14 protein-coding genes are annotated in these 16,953 nt (G+C 49.0%); 2 read left to right on the top strand and 12 right to left on the bottom strand.

Features of this window, described 5'->3' with window-relative positions:
• Positions 1–74: 74 nt before the first annotated feature.
• The 9 genes from A3842_RS17365 to A3842_RS17335 form a co-directional block, all read right to left on the bottom strand.
• Complete coding sequence (locus tag A3842_RS17365) at positions 75–2,411, bottom strand: histidine kinase (RefSeq protein ID WP_074102219.1); 2,337 nt, start codon at positions 2,409–2,411, stop codon at positions 75–77.
• 68 nt (positions 2,412–2,479) lie between these two features.
• A complete protein-coding gene (kdpC, locus tag A3842_RS17360) occupies positions 2,480–3,064 on the bottom strand; it encodes a potassium-transporting ATPase subunit KdpC (protein WP_074102218.1) in 585 nt (194 codons plus the stop codon).
• A gap of 39 nt (positions 3,065–3,103) precedes the next feature.
• The gene (kdpB, locus tag A3842_RS17355) at positions 3,104–5,137 is read right to left on the bottom strand and encodes a potassium-transporting ATPase subunit KdpB (RefSeq protein ID WP_074083388.1); all 2,034 of its coding nucleotides are present in this window, start codon (positions 5,135–5,137) and stop codon (positions 3,104–3,106) included.
• A 15-nt stretch (positions 5,138–5,152) separates the two neighbouring features.
• The gene (kdpA, locus tag A3842_RS17350; protein ID WP_074083389.1) at positions 5,153–6,829 is read right to left on the bottom strand and encodes a potassium-transporting ATPase subunit KdpA; all 1,677 of its coding nucleotides are present in this window, start codon (positions 6,827–6,829) and stop codon (positions 5,153–5,155) included.
• 53 nt (positions 6,830–6,882) lie between these two features.
• Positions 6,883–6,960 carry a K(+)-transporting ATPase subunit F gene (kdpF, locus tag A3842_RS33790; protein ID WP_074083653.1) on the bottom strand — a complete coding sequence of 26 codons (78 nt, stop codon included), beginning with the start codon at positions 6,958–6,960 and terminating at the stop codon, positions 6,883–6,885.
• On the bottom strand, positions 6,957–7,094 hold the full coding sequence (locus A3842_RS32960; RefSeq protein WP_178381886.1) for a hypothetical protein: 138 nt from the start codon (positions 7,092–7,094) through the stop codon (positions 6,957–6,959). The genes kdpF and A3842_RS32960 overlap by 4 nt, the downstream gene beginning before the upstream one ends.
• A 91-nt stretch (positions 7,095–7,185) precedes the next feature.
• Positions 7,186–7,329, bottom strand: coding sequence for a hypothetical protein (locus A3842_RS32595; RefSeq protein WP_167374605.1), 144 nt, complete (start codon positions 7,327–7,329; stop codon positions 7,186–7,188).
• Between the two features lie 202 nt (positions 7,330–7,531).
• The gene (locus A3842_RS17340; RefSeq protein WP_074083390.1) at positions 7,532–8,248 is read right to left on the bottom strand and encodes a response regulator; all 717 of its coding nucleotides are present in this window, start codon (positions 8,246–8,248) and stop codon (positions 7,532–7,534) included.
• Positions 8,241–10,877 (bottom strand): sensor histidine kinase, encoded by a 2,637-nt coding sequence (locus A3842_RS17335; protein WP_074102217.1) that lies wholly within the window; start codon positions 10,875–10,877, stop codon positions 8,241–8,243. The genes A3842_RS17340 and A3842_RS17335 overlap by 8 nt, the downstream gene beginning before the upstream one ends.
• A gap of 215 nt (positions 10,878–11,092) precedes the next feature.
• Here A3842_RS17335 and A3842_RS17330 point away from each other — a divergent pair, with 215 nt between their 5' ends.
• Positions 11,093–12,760: a ribonuclease J gene (locus A3842_RS17330; protein WP_074102216.1), complete on the top strand. Its 1,668-nt coding sequence runs from the start codon at positions 11,093–11,095 to the stop codon at positions 12,758–12,760.
• 70 nt (positions 12,761–12,830) lie between these two features.
• Here A3842_RS17330 and A3842_RS17325 read toward each other — a convergent pair whose 3' ends face one another.
• Positions 12,831–13,652 carry a methyl-accepting chemotaxis protein gene (locus A3842_RS17325; RefSeq protein ID WP_074083393.1) on the bottom strand — a complete coding sequence of 274 codons (822 nt, stop codon included), beginning with the start codon at positions 13,650–13,652 and terminating at the stop codon, positions 12,831–12,833.
• A gap of 199 nt (positions 13,653–13,851) precedes the next feature.
• On the opposite strand from A3842_RS17325, the gene A3842_RS17320 reads away from it, so the two are divergent.
• The gene (locus tag A3842_RS17320; protein ID WP_074102215.1) at positions 13,852–15,495 is read left to right on the top strand and encodes a cellulase family glycosylhydrolase; all 1,644 of its coding nucleotides are present in this window, start codon (positions 13,852–13,854) and stop codon (positions 15,493–15,495) included.
• Between the two features lie 187 nt (positions 15,496–15,682).
• On the opposite strand, the gene A3842_RS17315 is transcribed toward A3842_RS17320, so the two are convergent.
• Complete coding sequence (locus A3842_RS17315) at positions 15,683–16,069, bottom strand: FMN-binding protein (protein WP_256701743.1); 387 nt, start codon at positions 16,067–16,069, stop codon at positions 15,683–15,685.
• 50 nt (positions 16,070–16,119) lie between these two features.
• Positions 16,120–16,890, bottom strand: coding sequence for an NAD(P)H-dependent oxidoreductase (locus tag A3842_RS17310; protein WP_074102214.1), 771 nt, complete (start codon positions 16,888–16,890; stop codon positions 16,120–16,122).
• Positions 16,891–16,953 lie beyond the last annotated feature (63 nt).

The following is a 16,953-nucleotide window of genomic DNA, read 5'->3' as shown; positions in this document are numbered from 1 at the left end:
TTCAACTCCGTTCATTTAATTAATTGTAGTTTAGCATACACTTTTTTTATGATCAACTAGGGTATGCCTATCTGTCAATACTTTACCGCTTCGGCCGCCTCCGGGTCAAAGTCCGCCACAATCAGCATATCCATATGCCTTGCATGCCGGAGCAAATAATGGACGAAGCTTTCTTTGAATAAGCTGCGCCACAGCGGCCTGCGTGAGTGTCCGATAATCAGCTGAGTGGTCTGTACTTCATTCATTCTGTAGAGCAGCTGCTGATGTACGACAGCACTGCTGCCCGCCAGAGCCACCTCCATTTTCCCGCCCAGCCGTTCCGTCAAATGCCGCAGGGACCCCAGCCGCTTTTGCTCTTCGGGGGTATGGTGCCCTCCGCAGTGCACATAGTGCACATACCATTCTGCCTTGAGCCGGTGGGCAATACGGAAGCCGCGGCGGATTAAGCGCTCTGCACGCGGGCCGAGATCGACACAGACAAAGATGACCTCACGGCGGCTCCATGGGCCCCGCAGGGAGGGCTCCCGGTCCCACGCTTCCAGCCGTTCATCAACATCGTCCGCAATTTCACGAAGAGCCAGTTCGCGCAGAGCAATCAGATTCCCAATCTTAAAAAAAGACTCTAAGGCCTGGTTCACTTTCTCCGTTGCATATATTTTCCCTTCCCGCATCCGCTCCTGCAGCATTTGTGGCGTAACGTCAATGAGTTCAACCTCACCGGCCATTTTCAAAACCGCATCAGGGACCGTTTCCCGGACACGAACGCCCGTCAGCTGTGCCACTGCGTCATTCAGGCTCTCCAGATGCTGAACATTCACGGTTGTGATTACGGAAATGCCGTTATCGAGCAGCCGCATAACATCCTCATAGCGCTTTTTGGTCACACTTCCGGGGACATTGGTATGTGCCAATTCATCCACCAGCACGACCTCCGGGTGACGGGCAATAATGCTATCTGTGTCCATCTCCTCCAGCTGTGAGGACTGATACTGAATGCGGGCCCGCGGAATCAGGGTCAATCCCCCGATTTGCCGTTGGGTCTCCTTCCTTCCATGTGTCTCCAGCAGACCTATGACAACATCAATGCCTTTCGTCAGCAGCAGATTCCCCTCTTGCAGCATTTTATAGGTTTTTCCAACACCAGGCGCCGCACCAATATAGACCTTGAATGTTCCGCGGTGAATCCGCTCAATCTTCTGTTCCATCTCCTGACTGGTTAACCGGTGAAAAGGTTCCTCCTTCCCTTTGGAGCCAGGCTTGATCGGCAATATCCGTTCCCCTTCCTGCTCTGCCCGGTCAGCCATCAGGAATACATCGATGTTCCGTGACTTTCGGAGGACCCGGTTAGCGATGGAGCCCTGCCACTTTTCCTGCCAGCGGCTTTTTTTGGAGTGCCCCATGACGATCCGGGTGACGTTATTCCGGATGGCATAACGTACCAATATTGCTGGGAGCAGACGCAGACTTGGAAGAGACAGCTCTTCGTAGCGGGCATCGACCCGCTGGGCCAGCTTGGTGATCGCGCGTTTGAAGCTCTGCTGATCCTTCGTTAACTGACGTTTTGTAAGCACAAAGGTTACCACCATAAGCTCACCGTTCAGCCGCTTGGCGATTTGCTGTCCTCTTCTGACATACAGCGAACCGTTCCAATGATATTGCGTGGATACGAGAATCCGCTCAGTGGCGCCGGAAGGGCCAATTAACCCTTGCTCCTCCCGGTGTCTTTCCAGCGAATCATTGACCCCCTCGGCAACCAGACGGAGCGAGAGCTCACGGAGGACGCCCAGATTGCCACGCCGGGTCAGCGCCGGAGGCGTCTCTCCGCCAAGAACCCCTTCTTCAATACGTTTTAATATGGTTTCGGGGGACACATCGATCAGTCGCACCTCATCTGCCAGCTCCAGCGTGTTGAGCGGAACCGTTTCCTCTGCACAGATGCCCGTTTTCTGCTGAATAATTTCGGCCATCCCAGCCAGCTCATACACGTTAATGGTTGTAATCACACTAATGCCGTGATCCATTAAATAACGGATATCTTCGAGCCTTGTCTCGAAACGGGCTCCTTCCCGGTTGCGGTGGGCCAGACTGTCCACCAAAAGGACCTCAGGATTGCGCTGAAGCAGAATATCGACAGGAAGATCCTTCTGTTCCTTTCCATCCTTGATCCAGTGAAGGCTGGGTACACGCTCCAAATTCACCAGTTGCTGAACAGTCTCCGCCCGTTGCATCGTCGAGACCGCACTGATCACCACATCGATCCCTTGCTGCTGCAAAAGCTTGCCTTCCTCCAGCATGTGATAGGTCTTGCCTGAACCACTGACAGAACCGATGATGATCTTGAGACGGCCCCGGCGCAGGCGGTAAATGGAATACAGAATTTCTTCCGGAGTTTTACGTTTATACGGGGACATCCGGGTGGCCTCCTTATAGGAAGATAAATTACCCTGTCCGTGTGGAACCGAACAGGGTAACCGCCTGATTACTTAGCAGACAATTCAGATAAAGCCTTATTCAGCTTCAGCACATTCACACGTTCTTCGCCGAACAATCCAAGTTCGCGGCCCTCTGTATGTGATTGAATTAATTGTTCAAGCTTATCCGAAGAAAGACCGGTCAGACTGCTGATTCTGGGAACCTGCACGATAGCCGAGGCGGGGGAAATATCCGGGTCCAGGCCCGAGCCAGAGTTCGTAACCAGATCGATAGGCAGTTGATTCACAGGAACCTGCGGATTGTCCAGCTTCCACTGGGCGATAAAGTCGCTGGTACGCTTCAGCATATCCGTATTGGATGGGCCATAATTGTTCGAGCCCGAAGCCTCCGCTTTGTAATCAATGCTGGACACACGCCCGTGGAACAGCGCCGGATTGGTGAAGTTCTGACCAATCAGCTCGGAGCCAATAACCTGGCCCGCACTGTTCTTCAGCAGGCTGCCGTTCGCCTGTGAAGGCATTAGCACCTGGGCAATAGCAGTGGAAGCCAGCGGATACACAACTCCGCAAAGAATAATAAATATGGCGCTGAGTCTTACTATGCTGAGTATATAAGAACTAGTGTTCTTCATTCGTGACCCATCCTCTCTATCTTAACAATCCTATTAAGCTTATATCCAAATACTAACGAGCATATCAATGAGCTTAATGCCCAGAAAAGGAACCAGTACGCCTCCAAATCCATAGATGAAGATATTCCGGCGCAGCAGCTTGACAGAGCTCATTGGCTTATAGGATACCCCTCTCATGGCAAGGGGGATCAGGAGCGGAATAATAATCGCATTAAAGATCAGTGCCGAGATAATAGCGGAGCTTGGCGATCCCAGCCCCATTACGTTCAGCACCTCCATTTCCGGAATCGCGAGCGTGAACATAGCAGGGATGATTGCAAAATATTTGGCGATGTCATTCGCAATACTGAAGGTAGTCAGGGCACCACGGGTCATCAGCAGCTGCTTGCCGATGGCTACGACCTCAATAATCTTGGACGGGTCTGAGTCCAAATCGACCATATTCGCCGCTTCCTTGGCGGCAGAGGTTCCGCTGTTCATGGCAAGCCCCACATCCGCCTGGGCCAGAGCAGGAGCATCGTTCGTTCCGTCACCCGTCATGGCGACCAGCTTGCCTTCCTGCTGCTCACGGCGAATGACTTCAATTTTGTTCTCCGGCGTGCTTTCGGCGATAAAACCGTCTACTCCGGCTTCGGCGGCAATCGTTGCAGCGGTTAGCGGATTGTCTCCGGTACACATAATCGTTTTGATGCCCATTTTGCGCAGCTCGTCAAATCGTTCCTTCATTCCGGGCTTCACGGTGTCTTTCAGATAAATAAGTCCGAATATCCGGTCGTCAACGGCTACTGCAAGCGGAGTTCCGCCTTTACCGGCTATTTCATTCGACCTTTTGTCCAGATTATCGGGAATCTGCCCGCCTTGGGAAGAGACCCAGCGCTTCATGGAATCAACAGCCCCTTTTCGGACCTTGCGTCCATCCTTCAGATCCAGTCCGCTCATTCGCGTTTCGGCACGGAACTCAATGATTTCTGCCTCTTCTGCCAGACCGGCCTGATAAGGATGACCCTGTTTTTTGATCAGTTCGATCACGGAACGCCCTTCCGGTGTCTCATCCTTCAGTGAACTGACTGCAGCCCACCCCGCCAGTTCTGCTTCATTCTCATTCCCTACGGGGACAAATTCGCTGGCCATACGGTTCCCGAAGGTGATGGTGCCTGTTTTATCGAGAATCATCGTATTGATGTCTCCGGCTGCTTCAACCGCTTTACCTGACATCGCCAGCACGTTGAACTGGGTAACCCGGTCCATGCCTGCGATTCCGATTGCAGACAGTAGACCGCCGATGGTAGTAGGGATCAGACAGACCAGCAGCGCGATCAGGACGGGGATCTCCAAATCGACATTCAGATAAGCGGCAATCGGACGCAATGTGACTACGACAATCAGAAAGATAATGGTTAAGCTGATTAAAAGGGTATTGAGTGCAATTTCATTGGGTGTTTTCTGGCGTTTGGCCCCTTCGACAAGCGAGATCATACGGTCCAGAAACGATTCACCGGGATCACTGGTGATTCGAACCTTGATCTGATCACTTACTACTCTTGTGCCGCCTGTGACAGAGTTGAAGTCTCCTCCAGCCTCCTTGATGACTGGAGCGGATTCTCCGGTAATCGCAGATTCGTCCACGGAAGCAAGGCCTTCAATGACTTCGCCGTCACCGGGAATGAGTTCTCCTTGGCTGATGACCACGATATCTCCTTTGCGCAGATCAGAAGAAGAAACGATCTTAACAGCTCCGCCCACCAGCTTGTTTGCGGAAATATCCTGTTTCGTTTTCTTCAAGGTATCCGCCTGTGCCTTGCCGCGGCCTTCAGCCAGTGCTTCTGCAAAATTAGCGAACAATACTGTAACCAGCAAAATCAAAAACACTGTAATATTGAAGCCTATGGAGTCTTCGGTATGGAAATATCCGGGGGCCAACACCATCATTAGTACGACAATAGTGCCGATTTCTACAACGAACATCACCGGATTCTTCATCAAGGTCACCGGATTCAGCTTCATGAAGCTGTCCTTGACCGCACTTTGCAGAATAGGGCCGGTTAGCAGTTTCTTTTTAGGTATGGTACTCATCTTGTTCTCCCTCTCTTAACGTAAGGTCAAATATTCTGCAACCGGACCGAGAACCACAACCGGCAGAAAGGTCAGTGCACCGATAATCAGCACCGTACCGATCAGAATTCCTGTAAATAGGCCATTGTCGGTGCGGAACGTGCCGATCGTCTCCGGAACGGGCTTCTTACGGATCATGGAGCCGGCCACCGCCAGCATGGCGATAATGGATACATATCTTCCGAGCAGCATGACAATCCCTGTAAGTACATTCCAGAAGGTGGTGTTATCGGCCAGCCCTTCGAAACCCGAACCGTTGTTGGCCGCAGAAGAGGTGAACTCGTAGAGCACCTGCGTCATTCCATGGAAGCCCGGATTCGAGATGCTCCCTTTACCCAGCTCGGTCAAGAAGGCGGCAGCGGTAGGTGCCAGAATAATCAGCGGATGAATGAGTATTGCGATGGCGATCAGCTTCATTTCCCTCGCTTCTATTTTCCGTCCAAGGAACTCCGGCGTCCGCCCTACCATCAGACCGCAGAGGAACACTCCCAGGATCGCATACATCAGCATGTTGACTAGACCTACACCTTTGCCCCCGAACACATTATTCAGCATCATCAGGGACAGCGGAGTTATGCTGCCAAGCGGGGTGAGGGTGTCATGCATATTATTAACGCTACCGGTAGTTGCCGCCGTTGTTACGGCAGTGAACAAAGAAGACTGCGCGATACCAAATCGGACTTCCTTCCCCTCCATACTGCCCTGGGAGGCGTCGATACCCATGGCATTGATTGCCGGATTCCCTGCCGTTTCCGCGTAATAGTTGAGGCCCAGCAGCAATACGAACAAGGTCATCATCGCGCTGAATATCATCCAGCCCTGACGTTTGTTTTTGGCAAATAATCCGTACATATAAGGCAGGGATGCGGGCAGCGTCCACATCGAGAGGATTTCAATGACATTCGTCAAAGGTGAAGGGTTCTCAAACGGATGGGCCGAGTTGGCTCCAAAGAATCCGCCGCCGTTCGTACCCAGGTGCTTGATCGATTCAAGTGAGGCAACCGGACCGATAGCGATCTGCTGTGAACCACCCTCAAGCGTTGTTACATGTAGCGATGGCTGTAGTGTCTGCGGAACCTGCAGGGCCACCAATACCAATGTCACCAGCAGGGCCAGCGGGAGAAAGATGCGGGTGATGGATTTCACGAAATCTTCGAAGAAATTCCCTACGGTTTCTCTTCCAGTAATGCCTCTCACAAAAGCGACTGCCACGGAGAAGCCGCTCGCCGCTGAAGTAAACATCATCATTGTAATGACAGCCATTTGCGAGAAATAGGATAGACCCGTTTCTCCGCTGTAATGCTGCAGATTGGTATTCGTCATGAAACTGATGACTGTATTGAACGTTAGTGACTGTTCCATGCCCCCGGTTCCATTGGGATTCATCGGAAGTGCGCCTTGCAGACGAAGGAACAAGTAACTGAAAGCAACCAGTACAATGTTTGTCCCCAGGAAGCTGATGGCATATCCCTTCCAAGTCATTCCCTCACGGTTCTTTAGTCCGCTCAGTTTGAATATTCCACGTTCGAAGCCGCCAAATATGCGGTCCGTTCGGCTCGGTTCATTTGAGAATACATGATATAAATAAGTTCCTACTGGCTTAACCAGCAGCAGCAGTATGACAATGACTGCGGCAATTTGCACAATACCCACGAAGGCCCCTCCTTAAGTTGACACTCTCTCTTTTCGCATCATTCAATGAACCTTTAGAATTTCTCTGGATGAATCAAGGCATATACCAAATACAGAAACAGAAGTAAAGTTGCAGCAATAACCACCGTCATTGTTCCGTCCCCCCTGTATCGTCAGTCATATGTCCGCACCACTGTGCAAAGGCGTAAAGGAGTACGAAAAGCACCGCCAGAGCTGCCACCATATACACATCCATCATGTTCTTTGCCACTCCTCTCACTATCATCTTTTGATCTCTTTCTCTTTTTCTTAAATTCAGCGTAACATTTCTGCCATTAGTTAAGGATTAGAGATTCCGGCAGCGAATTAAGATTGCATTAAGATTGGCGTGTCTCTTTATCGTCCTCATTCTCCTCATCAAGCAGGCTTTGCCAATAGTAATGGTCATAGAATTTTTTCACAACAAATAGAATTCCGGTTATGATGGAGATAAGACCTGCATTTTCAAAAAATTCATTCATACATAACTCCTTCTCTCTTCAGCTGTTCACTACCCTTCCAGCGTATCACTGAAGCCATTTATTCAGGATTAGGATTTGCCGGAGCAGATAAAGATCACGTTAAGGTAAGGAGGAGAATCAAGATCATTTTCCGGACAAAAAAAAGCGGAAGACCAAGGCTGTAAGTATAAGCCTTGGTCTTCCGCTTTTTACACATGCCCGTTCAAATGGCTTTGTTGTCATCGCCAACCTGCAGCATCCGGTATCCGACACCAATATGCGTTTGAATGAATTTGGGCTGCGAGGGAGTTCTCTCGATCTTTTTCCTTAAGGTGGCCATAAAAACACGCAGGGCGGGAATATCGTACGTGTGGCTGCCCCAGATTTCATGAAGAATGTAATTATGTGTCAGCACTTTACCCACATTTTTGGCGAGCAGGCCCAGCAGCTTGTATTCTATAGGGGTCAGATGAATTTCTTCTTCATCCAGCCATACACAGCCTGCCGCATAGTCGATTTTGAGGCCCTCATTCGTGAAAACAGAGGCATCCTTCAACAGCTTCTCGCTGTCATACCGGATGCGCCTCAGACTCACCCTGAGCCGGGCCAGCAGTTCCTCCACACTGAATGGTTTGGTCAAATAATCATCTGCTCCTGCGTCCAGTGCATCTATCTTGTCCCGGTCCTCGCTGCGGGCACTGACCACAATAATGGGAAGATTGGACCAGGAACGTACTTTTCGGATAATATCCACACCATCCATATCCGGTAAACCTAAATCAAGGATCATAAGATCGGGCTGCCCTGATACCGCTTCAAGGATAGAAGCTTCTCCGGTTTCAGCCGTATGGTATTTGTACCCTTGTGTCTCTAGTGTGGTGGTAATCAGCTTACGGATCGGTTTGTCGTCTTCAACAACGAGAATCAAAGGTTTATTCATGAACATTTACCTCCTCTGCTTGCAGGGTGAAGCGGAATAGGGCCCCTTGCGGGAAGTTGTCATGCACGGCAAATGTGCCGCCATGGGCATTAATAATAGATTTGCACAAAGACAGGCCCAGACCAAGTCCCCGGCGTCCATCCCCACGGATATTATCCGCCGTATAGAACATATCGAATATCCTGGTCTTGGCTTCATCAGAGATACCAGGACCGTCATCAGCGACCTCAACCACTACCATTTGTTTATCCCTTTTGGCCGAAACAGTGATATGAGAGCCGGTTCCTGTATACTTTATCGCATTGTCTAGCAGGTTGATCAGCACTTGGATAATCAATCTGGAATCCATTCTGGCCATGATCAGCTCATCACTCAGCACGGTCCGAATGATATGTTCATTGCTTTTTCGATTCAGGTGCATCAGCGCTTCAGCAATGACTTCCTCGATAAGCTCTGCCTGAACATTCAGATTTAAGCTTCCATTTTCGATCCGGCTAATCGACAACAGGTTCTCTACCAGATTGATCAGCCATATGGAATCGTCATAAATATCTGTATACAGTCCTGTCTTCTGTTCCTCGCTCAGTACGCCAGAATTCCCTATAAGAATGCCGGCATTTCCGGAAATGCTGGTGAGCGGTGTGCGTAAGTCATGCGATATGGCCCGAAGCAGGTTCGCCCGGAGTTGTTCCTGCTGAATCTGGATGGAGATTTCCTTTTGTTTTTCATTCAATTGCTCTTTCTCCAGTGCAAGCGCACACTCTCCCAGCATAGCAATCACCAGGCTCTTGTCAAAAACCTCCAGCGGGTCTTCGTTCTCCATCACAATAGCGGCTACGGCAAAAACGCTGTCTCCCCCGCGAACCGCATGATACAGACAGCCGGCAGCAGAAAAAGTATCCGTGGTGGCACCGGCTCGTTTATTGTTTTTGTAGACCCAGTCGGCTACTGAACGCTCACTGCTGCTTGTATAGATATGCAGATTGGCAGCCGAGTCTTCTTTGGGAAATATAAGAGGTTCCGACAAGGAACCGGGTAATACAGAATAAAAAATCACTGTCCTGTCCAAAAGCTTAACCATTTGCTGCGCCGTTTCATTGATGATGGCAGCCGGATCTTTGGCCTGCTGCAGCTTGCGGCTAGTCTCCAGCAGCACCTCGGTACGAAAGGCTTTTTTCGCAGATTGTCTTGCCTGCTCTTTAACCCGCATTGTCAGCGTACTGGTTATAAATGAAGCGGCCAGCATCACCAGGAAGGTGACCGGATATCCCGAATCATATGCCCGCAGGGAAAAGTAAGGTGCGGTAAAAAAATAATTGAAAACCAGAACACTGAATATAGAGGTTGCGGCACTATAGAGTCTTCCTTCGGTAATCATCGCACTTAGGAGAACGCCCAGAATATATACAGTGATGATATTTGCTTCCCTGAAACCCAGTGCACTAAACCACAAGCCGATGAGAGTACAGACCAGGAGTATTCCAAAAGTTATGAAGGTGCTGGTCAGTGACAGCCGCGGCGAAATCCGATATTGCGGAAATCTGTTGTAAAGGGAAGGCAGGGTATCCGGGATGATATAAATATCCATATTCGGGGAGGCCGCAGCCAGTTTGTCCATGATATTAGTGTTACCGAACCAGCTCTTTTTAGAGTGTGAGCGGCCCAAAATAATCTTGGAGACCCGGCTTGTTTTGGCATATTCTGCGATCTGTCCTGAAATATCTTCCCCGTAAGTTGTCGCAATCTGAGCACCAAGCTGTTCCGCAAGCCGCAGGTTCGCTCTCAGCTCTGTTTTATTCTTCTGGGTGAGCCCCTTCGTTTCCGGTGTTTCCACGAACAGCGCTGTGAAATCCCCGTGGAACGCCTCAGCCATTCTCGCGGCAGTACGGATTACCTTCTTATTAGACGCTGCCGATGACAGACAAACGAGTATATGCTCATTGGAATAATGCTCTTGGTTAGCTTCCTGGCTACTAATTTGAAGCGCAATCCGGTTCAGCTGGCTTGCCGTGTAGCGCAGGGCAATCTCGCGGAGCGCAATCAGCTTTTCCGGGCTAAACCCGCTCGCATTTTGGCCGTGAGGTTGTTCATGATAGATTTTCCCTCTGTTCAGACGGTCGATCAGATCATCAGGTTCAATATCGATCAGTTCCACTTGATCGGCACTGTCTAATACATGATCCGGAATGCGTTCGTGTACGGAAAGACCAGTGATGGATACCACCAGATCCTGCAGGCTTTCTATATGCTGGACATTAACGGTAGTATAGACATTAATTCCAGCGCGAAGCAATTCCTCCATATCCTGATATCTTTTTTTGTGCCGGCTTCCCGCAGGATTGGTATGTGCAAGCTCGTCCAGCAGAATCAGTTCGGGATGTCTCCGGATCGCCCGGTCCAAATCAAATTCATGCGTGACCGTTCCTTCCCGGGATATTTCCTGAGGAGGAATCTGTTCCATACCAACCAGCAGTGCCTCCGTTTCCGGCCTGTCCCGGTTCTCAATGATCCCGGCAACTACATCCATTCCGTCTTTTTGCTCTTCCCGGGCAGCACTCAGCATGGCACAGGTTTTGCCGGCTCCTGCCGCATAGCTGAAATATATTTTTAGCTTTCCCCGTACTGCCATTCCATGCCTTCTTTCTGTCTATCCGCAGCTAATGCAGCTGTAATCGTTTTACTGTAAGTATAGCATGAGGCAAATCAGCATAGCATTACGGTTTTGGATCAAGCATTAAGATTGTATTAAGATTCTCCTGCAGAATATATGAATTCAAGTCTCTCTGGATAAACCTGCAAAGAATTACTCATACTATACGTTATCTAAATAAAGGAGGCATCAGCATGAAGATGACGGGCGACCGGCTGTGGATTGCAGCTCTGGGTGGTGTATATGAAATTGGCAAAAACATGTATCTTCTGCAATACGCCGAAGACATTATTGTCATTGATTGCGGGTCAAAATTCCCGGATGAGACGCTTCTTGGTATTGATCTAATTATTCCCGATATTTCCTATTTACTTAGTAATATAGATAAAGTCAGGGCTTTGGTGGTTACCCACGGACATGAAGATCATATTGGCGGAATCCCATATTTCCTCAAACAACTGAATATTCCGGTGTATGCTTCCCGCCTGACACTCGGCTTAATTGAGATCAAACTTAGAGAGCATGGACTTCTGCGCCAGACCGAGCTTCATTGTATTGATACGGAGTCCACGCTGAATTTCGGTTCCATCACCACTACCTTTTTCCGGACAAACCACAGTATTCCGGATTGCCTTGGCATTGTCTTCGATACACCCGAAGGAACAGTGGTTCATACCGGCGATTTCAAGTTCGATATGACTCCTGTTAACAAGCAGTATCCAGATATACATAAAATGGCGGCGATCGGAGAAAAGGGGGTAAAATTTCTTTTATCGGAGAGTACAAATGCTGAACGGCCTGGCTTTACTCCTTCGGAAAGGCTGGTAGGCGCTCATTTGGAGGAAGCCTTTCAAAAAGCGGAGAATCGAATCTTTATCTCTACCTTTGCTTCGAACGTGCACCGTTTGCAGCAGATTGTTGACGCAGCTGAGCATACAGGACGCAAGCTCGCCCTGCTGGGCAGAAGCATGGTCAATGTCGTTGGAGTAGCACAAGAACTGGGGTATCTACATATCCCCGAGGGCATGCTGGTAGAGACGGCTGAGGCGGGCAAAGTGGAACGCGATAAGATCGCTATATTATGTACCGGAAGCCAGGGTGAACCTATGGCAGCACTATCCCGCCTCGCGAATTCCAGTCACAGGCAGCTTGAGATCAGCCGGGGAGATACCGTACTTCTCGCGGCGAATCCGATTCCAGGTAATGAACGCAACGTTTCCAGAATCGTTGATAATCTGTATATGCTGGGTGCACGAGTAATTTACGGATCACGCAGTGAGCTTCATGTCTCGGGGCATGGCAGCCAGGAGGAATTGAAGCTGATGCTGACCTTGATGAAACCCGAATATTTTATCCCGATTCACGGGGAGTACCGGATGCTCCATCATCACAGTTTGCTGGCTGAAGCTGTAGGGGTGAAGAGTGAGAATATCTTTATTTTGAAAAATGGGGAAATTGTTGAGTCAAACGGCGGAGATGTCCGCCAAACCGGACGGATCACAGCTGGACAAATTTTCGTGGATGGACTGGGAATCGGGGATATTGGCAGTGTTGTACTGCGCGACCGCAGGCAGCTGTCTGCGGATGGGATTCTGATTACAGTCATTACATTAAGCCAAAGTGACGGGCGGATTCTGAATGAGCCGGATACGATCTCCAGAGGTTTTGTGTACGTGCGCAACTCGGATACGCTGATGGAGGAGATCAACCAGCTGATTACAGCTACTCTTCAGAAGATGAGCACCGCAGATCTCGGTCAATGGAATATCATCAAGGAAACCATCAAAGGAACATTAAGCAAATTCCTGTATGAACGCACGAAACGCAGACCTATGATTCTGCCCATTATCATTGAGGTCTAGAAATGGGTAAAAATCCGCAGATTATGGACTTTGAAGTCCTGTCTGCGGATTTTTTTTACGGGATTTGACGTTACTGAATCATGGAGTTAATGAATTTTGCCATCTCGACGCTGGTCTGGTTCAGCCGTTCAATAACATCGCTGAACTCGATGACCCTTTCGGCCTGCTCAGAGGATGAAGCGGCTATGGCTTCGATTTCCGTTTCCATTTGACGGATTGAGCGTTGAACCGTATGAAGTGAATCCTCAATCGATTTGGTCGCATCCCTCGTATGTACGGACAATTTACGCACTTCCGTGGCGACGACACCGAAGCCAGCCCCCTCCTGTCCAACACGCGCGGCTTCGATGGCTGCATTCAACCCCAGCAGATTGGTCTGTTCGGAAATTTCACGGATAAAGCTCGCTACCTTGCTGACCTGATTAGACTCTTCCACCGTCTTTCGTGAATTCTCAAGAATCTGTGCTGTGGTAGCCGATAACTCTTCAGACTGGGCAGCTACATTTTGAACCATATCAACCAGTTGACCGCTGATTTGATTAATGCTGCCGGTCAGTTGCTCCATTTTATCCTCGTTTTCCAAGGTATAGGCGATCGCAAAAGCACCAATGATCTCCCCTGCAGCATCATAAATCGGGACAGCTGAAGAAATCACGGTAGCCCCATACAGCTCGGGCGACAGCCGGTTGGTTGTGGCTCGTCCTGCGAGCGCATTTCCGAGGGAAGGGTCATCCGGAGGAATAGGGCTTCCTTTGGTCAGACCGAAATCCAGCACCTTGCTGGGAGCATAATAATGGAATATTTCCTTGTCGGTGATCCCGACCATAATATCCTGGGAATGAATCTGTTTGAAGAATGGTGCAGCTAAAACTAAGGCATTTAAGTTGTCCATGACGTCTCTCTCCTAATTCAAGCATTTTTCCATTATTATCGTCACATTCCAGCCATAAATTTAGAGAGAAATTGTATGAAAGTTATAGTGATGTCGCTGTTTCTACATATTTACAGCTTGGCTCTAACGAATACGTTTACATTTCTATCGTATGCTATACAGTCTGACCTCATTGAAATGACTAAGAGGAGGAAAATGAATGTCGTTTGGTTTCAGAAAATTTGGTTTACTGTTCGTTGCTTTGGTATTGCTGGCAGGTGCCTATGCGTCTCCGGGCCAAAAGGTTAAGGCTCAAGGTGCAGAGGGCTATTATCACACTTCAGGCAGCCGGATCGTGGATTCATCAGGCAACCCCGCAGTATTCAACGGACTCAATTGGTTTGGCTTCGAAACCGCAAATTATTCTCCGCACGGCTTGTGGTCACGTTCCATGGATGATGTGCTCGACCAAATTAAGGCAGAAGGCTATAACTTGATCCGCCTGCCCTACTGCAACCAGATGTTGGATGCAGGTTCTGCCGCCAACAGTATCGATTATGCCAAAAATCCAGACCTCGTGGGTCTAAAGCCGATTCAGATCATGGATAAACTGGTTGAAAAAGCCGGGAAACGTGGTATTCGGATCTTTCTGGACCGTCATCGTCCAGATTCGGGAGGGCAATCGACACTCTGGTACACTACGTCCTATCCCGAAACCCGTTGGATCAGTGATTGGGTGATGCTGGCTGAACGCTACGCGAATAACCCCACGGTCATTGGGGCAGATCTGCATAATGAGCCGCACGGCACGGCAAGCTGGGGCACCGGGAATCTTGCCACAGACTGGCAGCTGGCCAGTGAGCGTGCGGGAAATGCGATTCTTGCCGCGAATCCGAACTGGCTGATCATCGTCGAAGGCGTAGAAACCAACGTGCAGGGAAACTCCACCAGCTATTGGTGGGGCGGCAACCTATCAGGCGTGCGGAGTCATCCGGTCGTGCTTACCCAGCCGAACCGTGTAGTCTATTCTCCGCATGATTACGGGCCCGGGGTAGCTTCACAGCCTTGGTTCAGCGCTGCCAATTTCCCGAACAACCTGCCTAAGTTGTGGGACGATACCTGGGGGTATATCAGCAAGGAACAAATCGCCCCAATTCTTGCAGGTGAATTCGGCGGCCGCAGTGTAGATACCCTTACCGTAGAAGGGAAATGGCAAAATGCGCTTGTAAGCTACATTGGCCAGAATAATCTCTACTGGACCTACTGGAGTCTTAATCCTAACAGTGGAGATACCGGGGGGCTATTACTGGATGACTGGGTTTCGTGGAATGAGCCTAAGCAAGCGATGCTTGACCCTATCATGAAGCCGGTTACGTTTCCTCCTGATCCGGGAGATAACCCGGGTGACGTGCACGCCATATCTCTTTATCGGGTGGGTGAAACGGGGACTGCTGTTAACTCAATCGGGGCGAGCCTGCAGCTTAAGAACGAGTCAGGCACCTCTATTCCTCTAAATGAACTCACGATCCGCTATTGGTACACAAGTGATGGAAACACCGCTCAGACCTTGGAATTTGATTATGCTGCCATTGGAAAAGAAAAACTGCTGGCATCGATTGTTCCCATGGCGCAGCCATTGAGCGGTGCCGACACCTATGCAGAGATCGGTTTTACAGCAAGCGCAGGCTCTCTTGCAGCATCCGGCACAACCGGTGACATTCAGTTCCGCATTCATAAAAACAATTGGACGAATTACAATCAAGTGGATGATTATTCCTTCAAACCGGCCATTACCAGCTATGCAGCGAATAATCATATCACAATCTATCATAAAGGGAAGCTGATCTATGGGATTGAGCCTTAAAGTACAATTATTTATATCGTAAAATAATACCTGGATGAAAACGCGGCGAGGTGTCCGCATACCTCAATGATCGGACACCTTGCATAATTTTTAGGGTATAGGTTTATTCTTTTCGCTGAATCACAGTCTCGAATTTCATGCCATTCGTTTCAAGCTGGTTATCAGTGAATGAAAAACGTTAGCCAGCTCATTCAGGAATTTGTGCTTTGGACAGTGCACTCTCCACTGATTTGAGATAGGCCTTGGAAGTGAGGGTTGCACCGCTCAACGTGTCTACCTGCAGAGACTGTGAAGCTATCACCTTGCCGTATAATGTATTCGTGAATTCAAGGGGTTTATTCTCTTTGTTCTGCAGCAGTTCAATGGCTGTAACCTTTCCGGAGGAGATTGTAATCTGAACGGAGTTGGCTCTCCACTTGTACATCCCGCCTTCATATTTCCCCGTATAAATGCCGTCTTGGAGATGTTTAAAATAATGCGAATCAAGTGACAGGTTCCTGGCTTCACGATGTTCTTTGGATAACATGTTCCACAATAGAGCGCCGCCTATAATCAGCAGAACGAAGATTCCCATTACTATTTTCAGGCATAATTTCTTCATCGTTATATTCCTTTCTTCAACCGTTAAGGGCGTTTAACCATACGTGTCCCCAATACATCAAACAGGCGGCCTAATAATTTTTTGTATGGCCCCAGTGATACAGGATAATAATAGCCAGACTCAAACCAGCCTTTCTCCTCGTAGTGCCGATAATCACGGTACTGGGGATTCAGCATGCTTTTTATACTTGTTCGGGCCATTCGAAATAACAGCAGACGGAACAAAGAAGGAACAGGAATGGCAGTACGCATGAGTTCCTTGTGAAACCTGGCTGCAGCGTTTTTCAATTTGCGGGAGTTTCTTGCCTCTACGGCTGCTGTGGTCGGCTCCAATGCGTTCAATACACAACCCTTGGCGACTTGAAAGCCGTAGTATCCTCCCATATCGTCAAGGTATTTCACGATTTTCCCCCCTCCGAGTATTCCTTGTGAGACGATTGCTGTGAATGTCTTGCCAAAAAACTGCGGCCGATGGAATACAAACGCGAGCCGGTCCAGCAAATTCTTCATAGGAGCCGATACCTGAAAGGCATATAACGGAGTCGCAAAAATAACGCCATCGGACGCTTGCATCTTCTCCAACAGCAAATCACGATCATCTTTTAAAGGGCAATGTTCCTCACCTTTGTTAAAACAAAGCTTGCAGCCAAGACAATAGTCCAACCGGTAATTCTTTAAAAACACATACTCAAATTCAATTTCTGCATCATTTGTCAGATACTTTTCAAATTCAAGTACCGCCTTATACGTTGCTTGCTTTCGTGGAGTGCCAAGAAATACCGTAACTTTTTTCATCGAAGTCCTCCTTTTAGAGTGTGTCTTATTATTTCCAGTTAAATGAATGAATAATAAAATATT

This window comes from Paenibacillus sp. P3E, from assembly GCF_001909045.1.
Taxonomy (GTDB): domain Bacteria; phylum Bacillota; class Bacilli; order Paenibacillales; family Paenibacillaceae; genus Paenibacillus_AQ; species Paenibacillus_AQ helianthi.
This window is presented reverse-complemented; position numbering and strand designations above follow the sequence as displayed.

Coding starts and splice junctions, on each gene's coding strand:
- kdpB (WP_074083388.1), bottom strand. CDS start 5,137: ATGAGTACCATACCTAAAAAGAAACTGCTAACCGGCCCTATTCTGCAA.
- A3842_RS17310 (WP_074102214.1), bottom strand. CDS start 16,890: ATGAAAAAAGTTACGGTATTTCTTGGCACTCCACGAAAGCAAGCAACG.
- A3842_RS32960 (WP_178381886.1), bottom strand. CDS start 7,094: ATGATAGTGAGAGGAGTGGCAAAGAACATGATGGATGTGTATATGGTG.
- A3842_RS17320 (WP_074102215.1), top strand. CDS start 13,852: ATGTCGTTTGGTTTCAGAAAATTTGGTTTACTGTTCGTTGCTTTGGTA.
- A3842_RS17365 (WP_074102219.1), bottom strand. CDS start 2,411: ATGTCCCCGTATAAACGTAAAACTCCGGAAGAAATTCTGTATTCCATT.
- A3842_RS17315 (WP_256701743.1), bottom strand. CDS start 16,069: ATGGGAATCTTCGTTCTGCTGATTATAGGCGGCGCTCTATTGTGGAAC.
- kdpC (WP_074102218.1), bottom strand. CDS start 3,064: ATGAAGAACACTAGTTCTTATATACTCAGCATAGTAAGACTCAGCGCC.
- A3842_RS32595 (WP_167374605.1), bottom strand. CDS start 7,329: ATGAATGAATTTTTTGAAAATGCAGGTCTTATCTCCATCATAACCGGA.
- kdpF (WP_074083653.1), bottom strand. CDS start 6,960: ATGACGGTGGTTATTGCTGCAACTTTACTTCTGTTTCTGTATTTGGTA.
- A3842_RS17330 (WP_074102216.1), top strand. CDS start 11,093: ATGAAGATGACGGGCGACCGGCTGTGGATTGCAGCTCTGGGTGGTGTA.
- A3842_RS17325 (WP_074083393.1), bottom strand. CDS start 13,652: ATGGACAACTTAAATGCCTTAGTTTTAGCTGCACCATTCTTCAAACAG.
- A3842_RS17335 (WP_074102217.1), bottom strand. CDS start 10,877: ATGGCAGTACGGGGAAAGCTAAAAATATATTTCAGCTATGCGGCAGGA.
- A3842_RS17340 (WP_074083390.1), bottom strand. CDS start 8,248: ATGAATAAACCTTTGATTCTCGTTGTTGAAGACGACAAACCGATCCGT.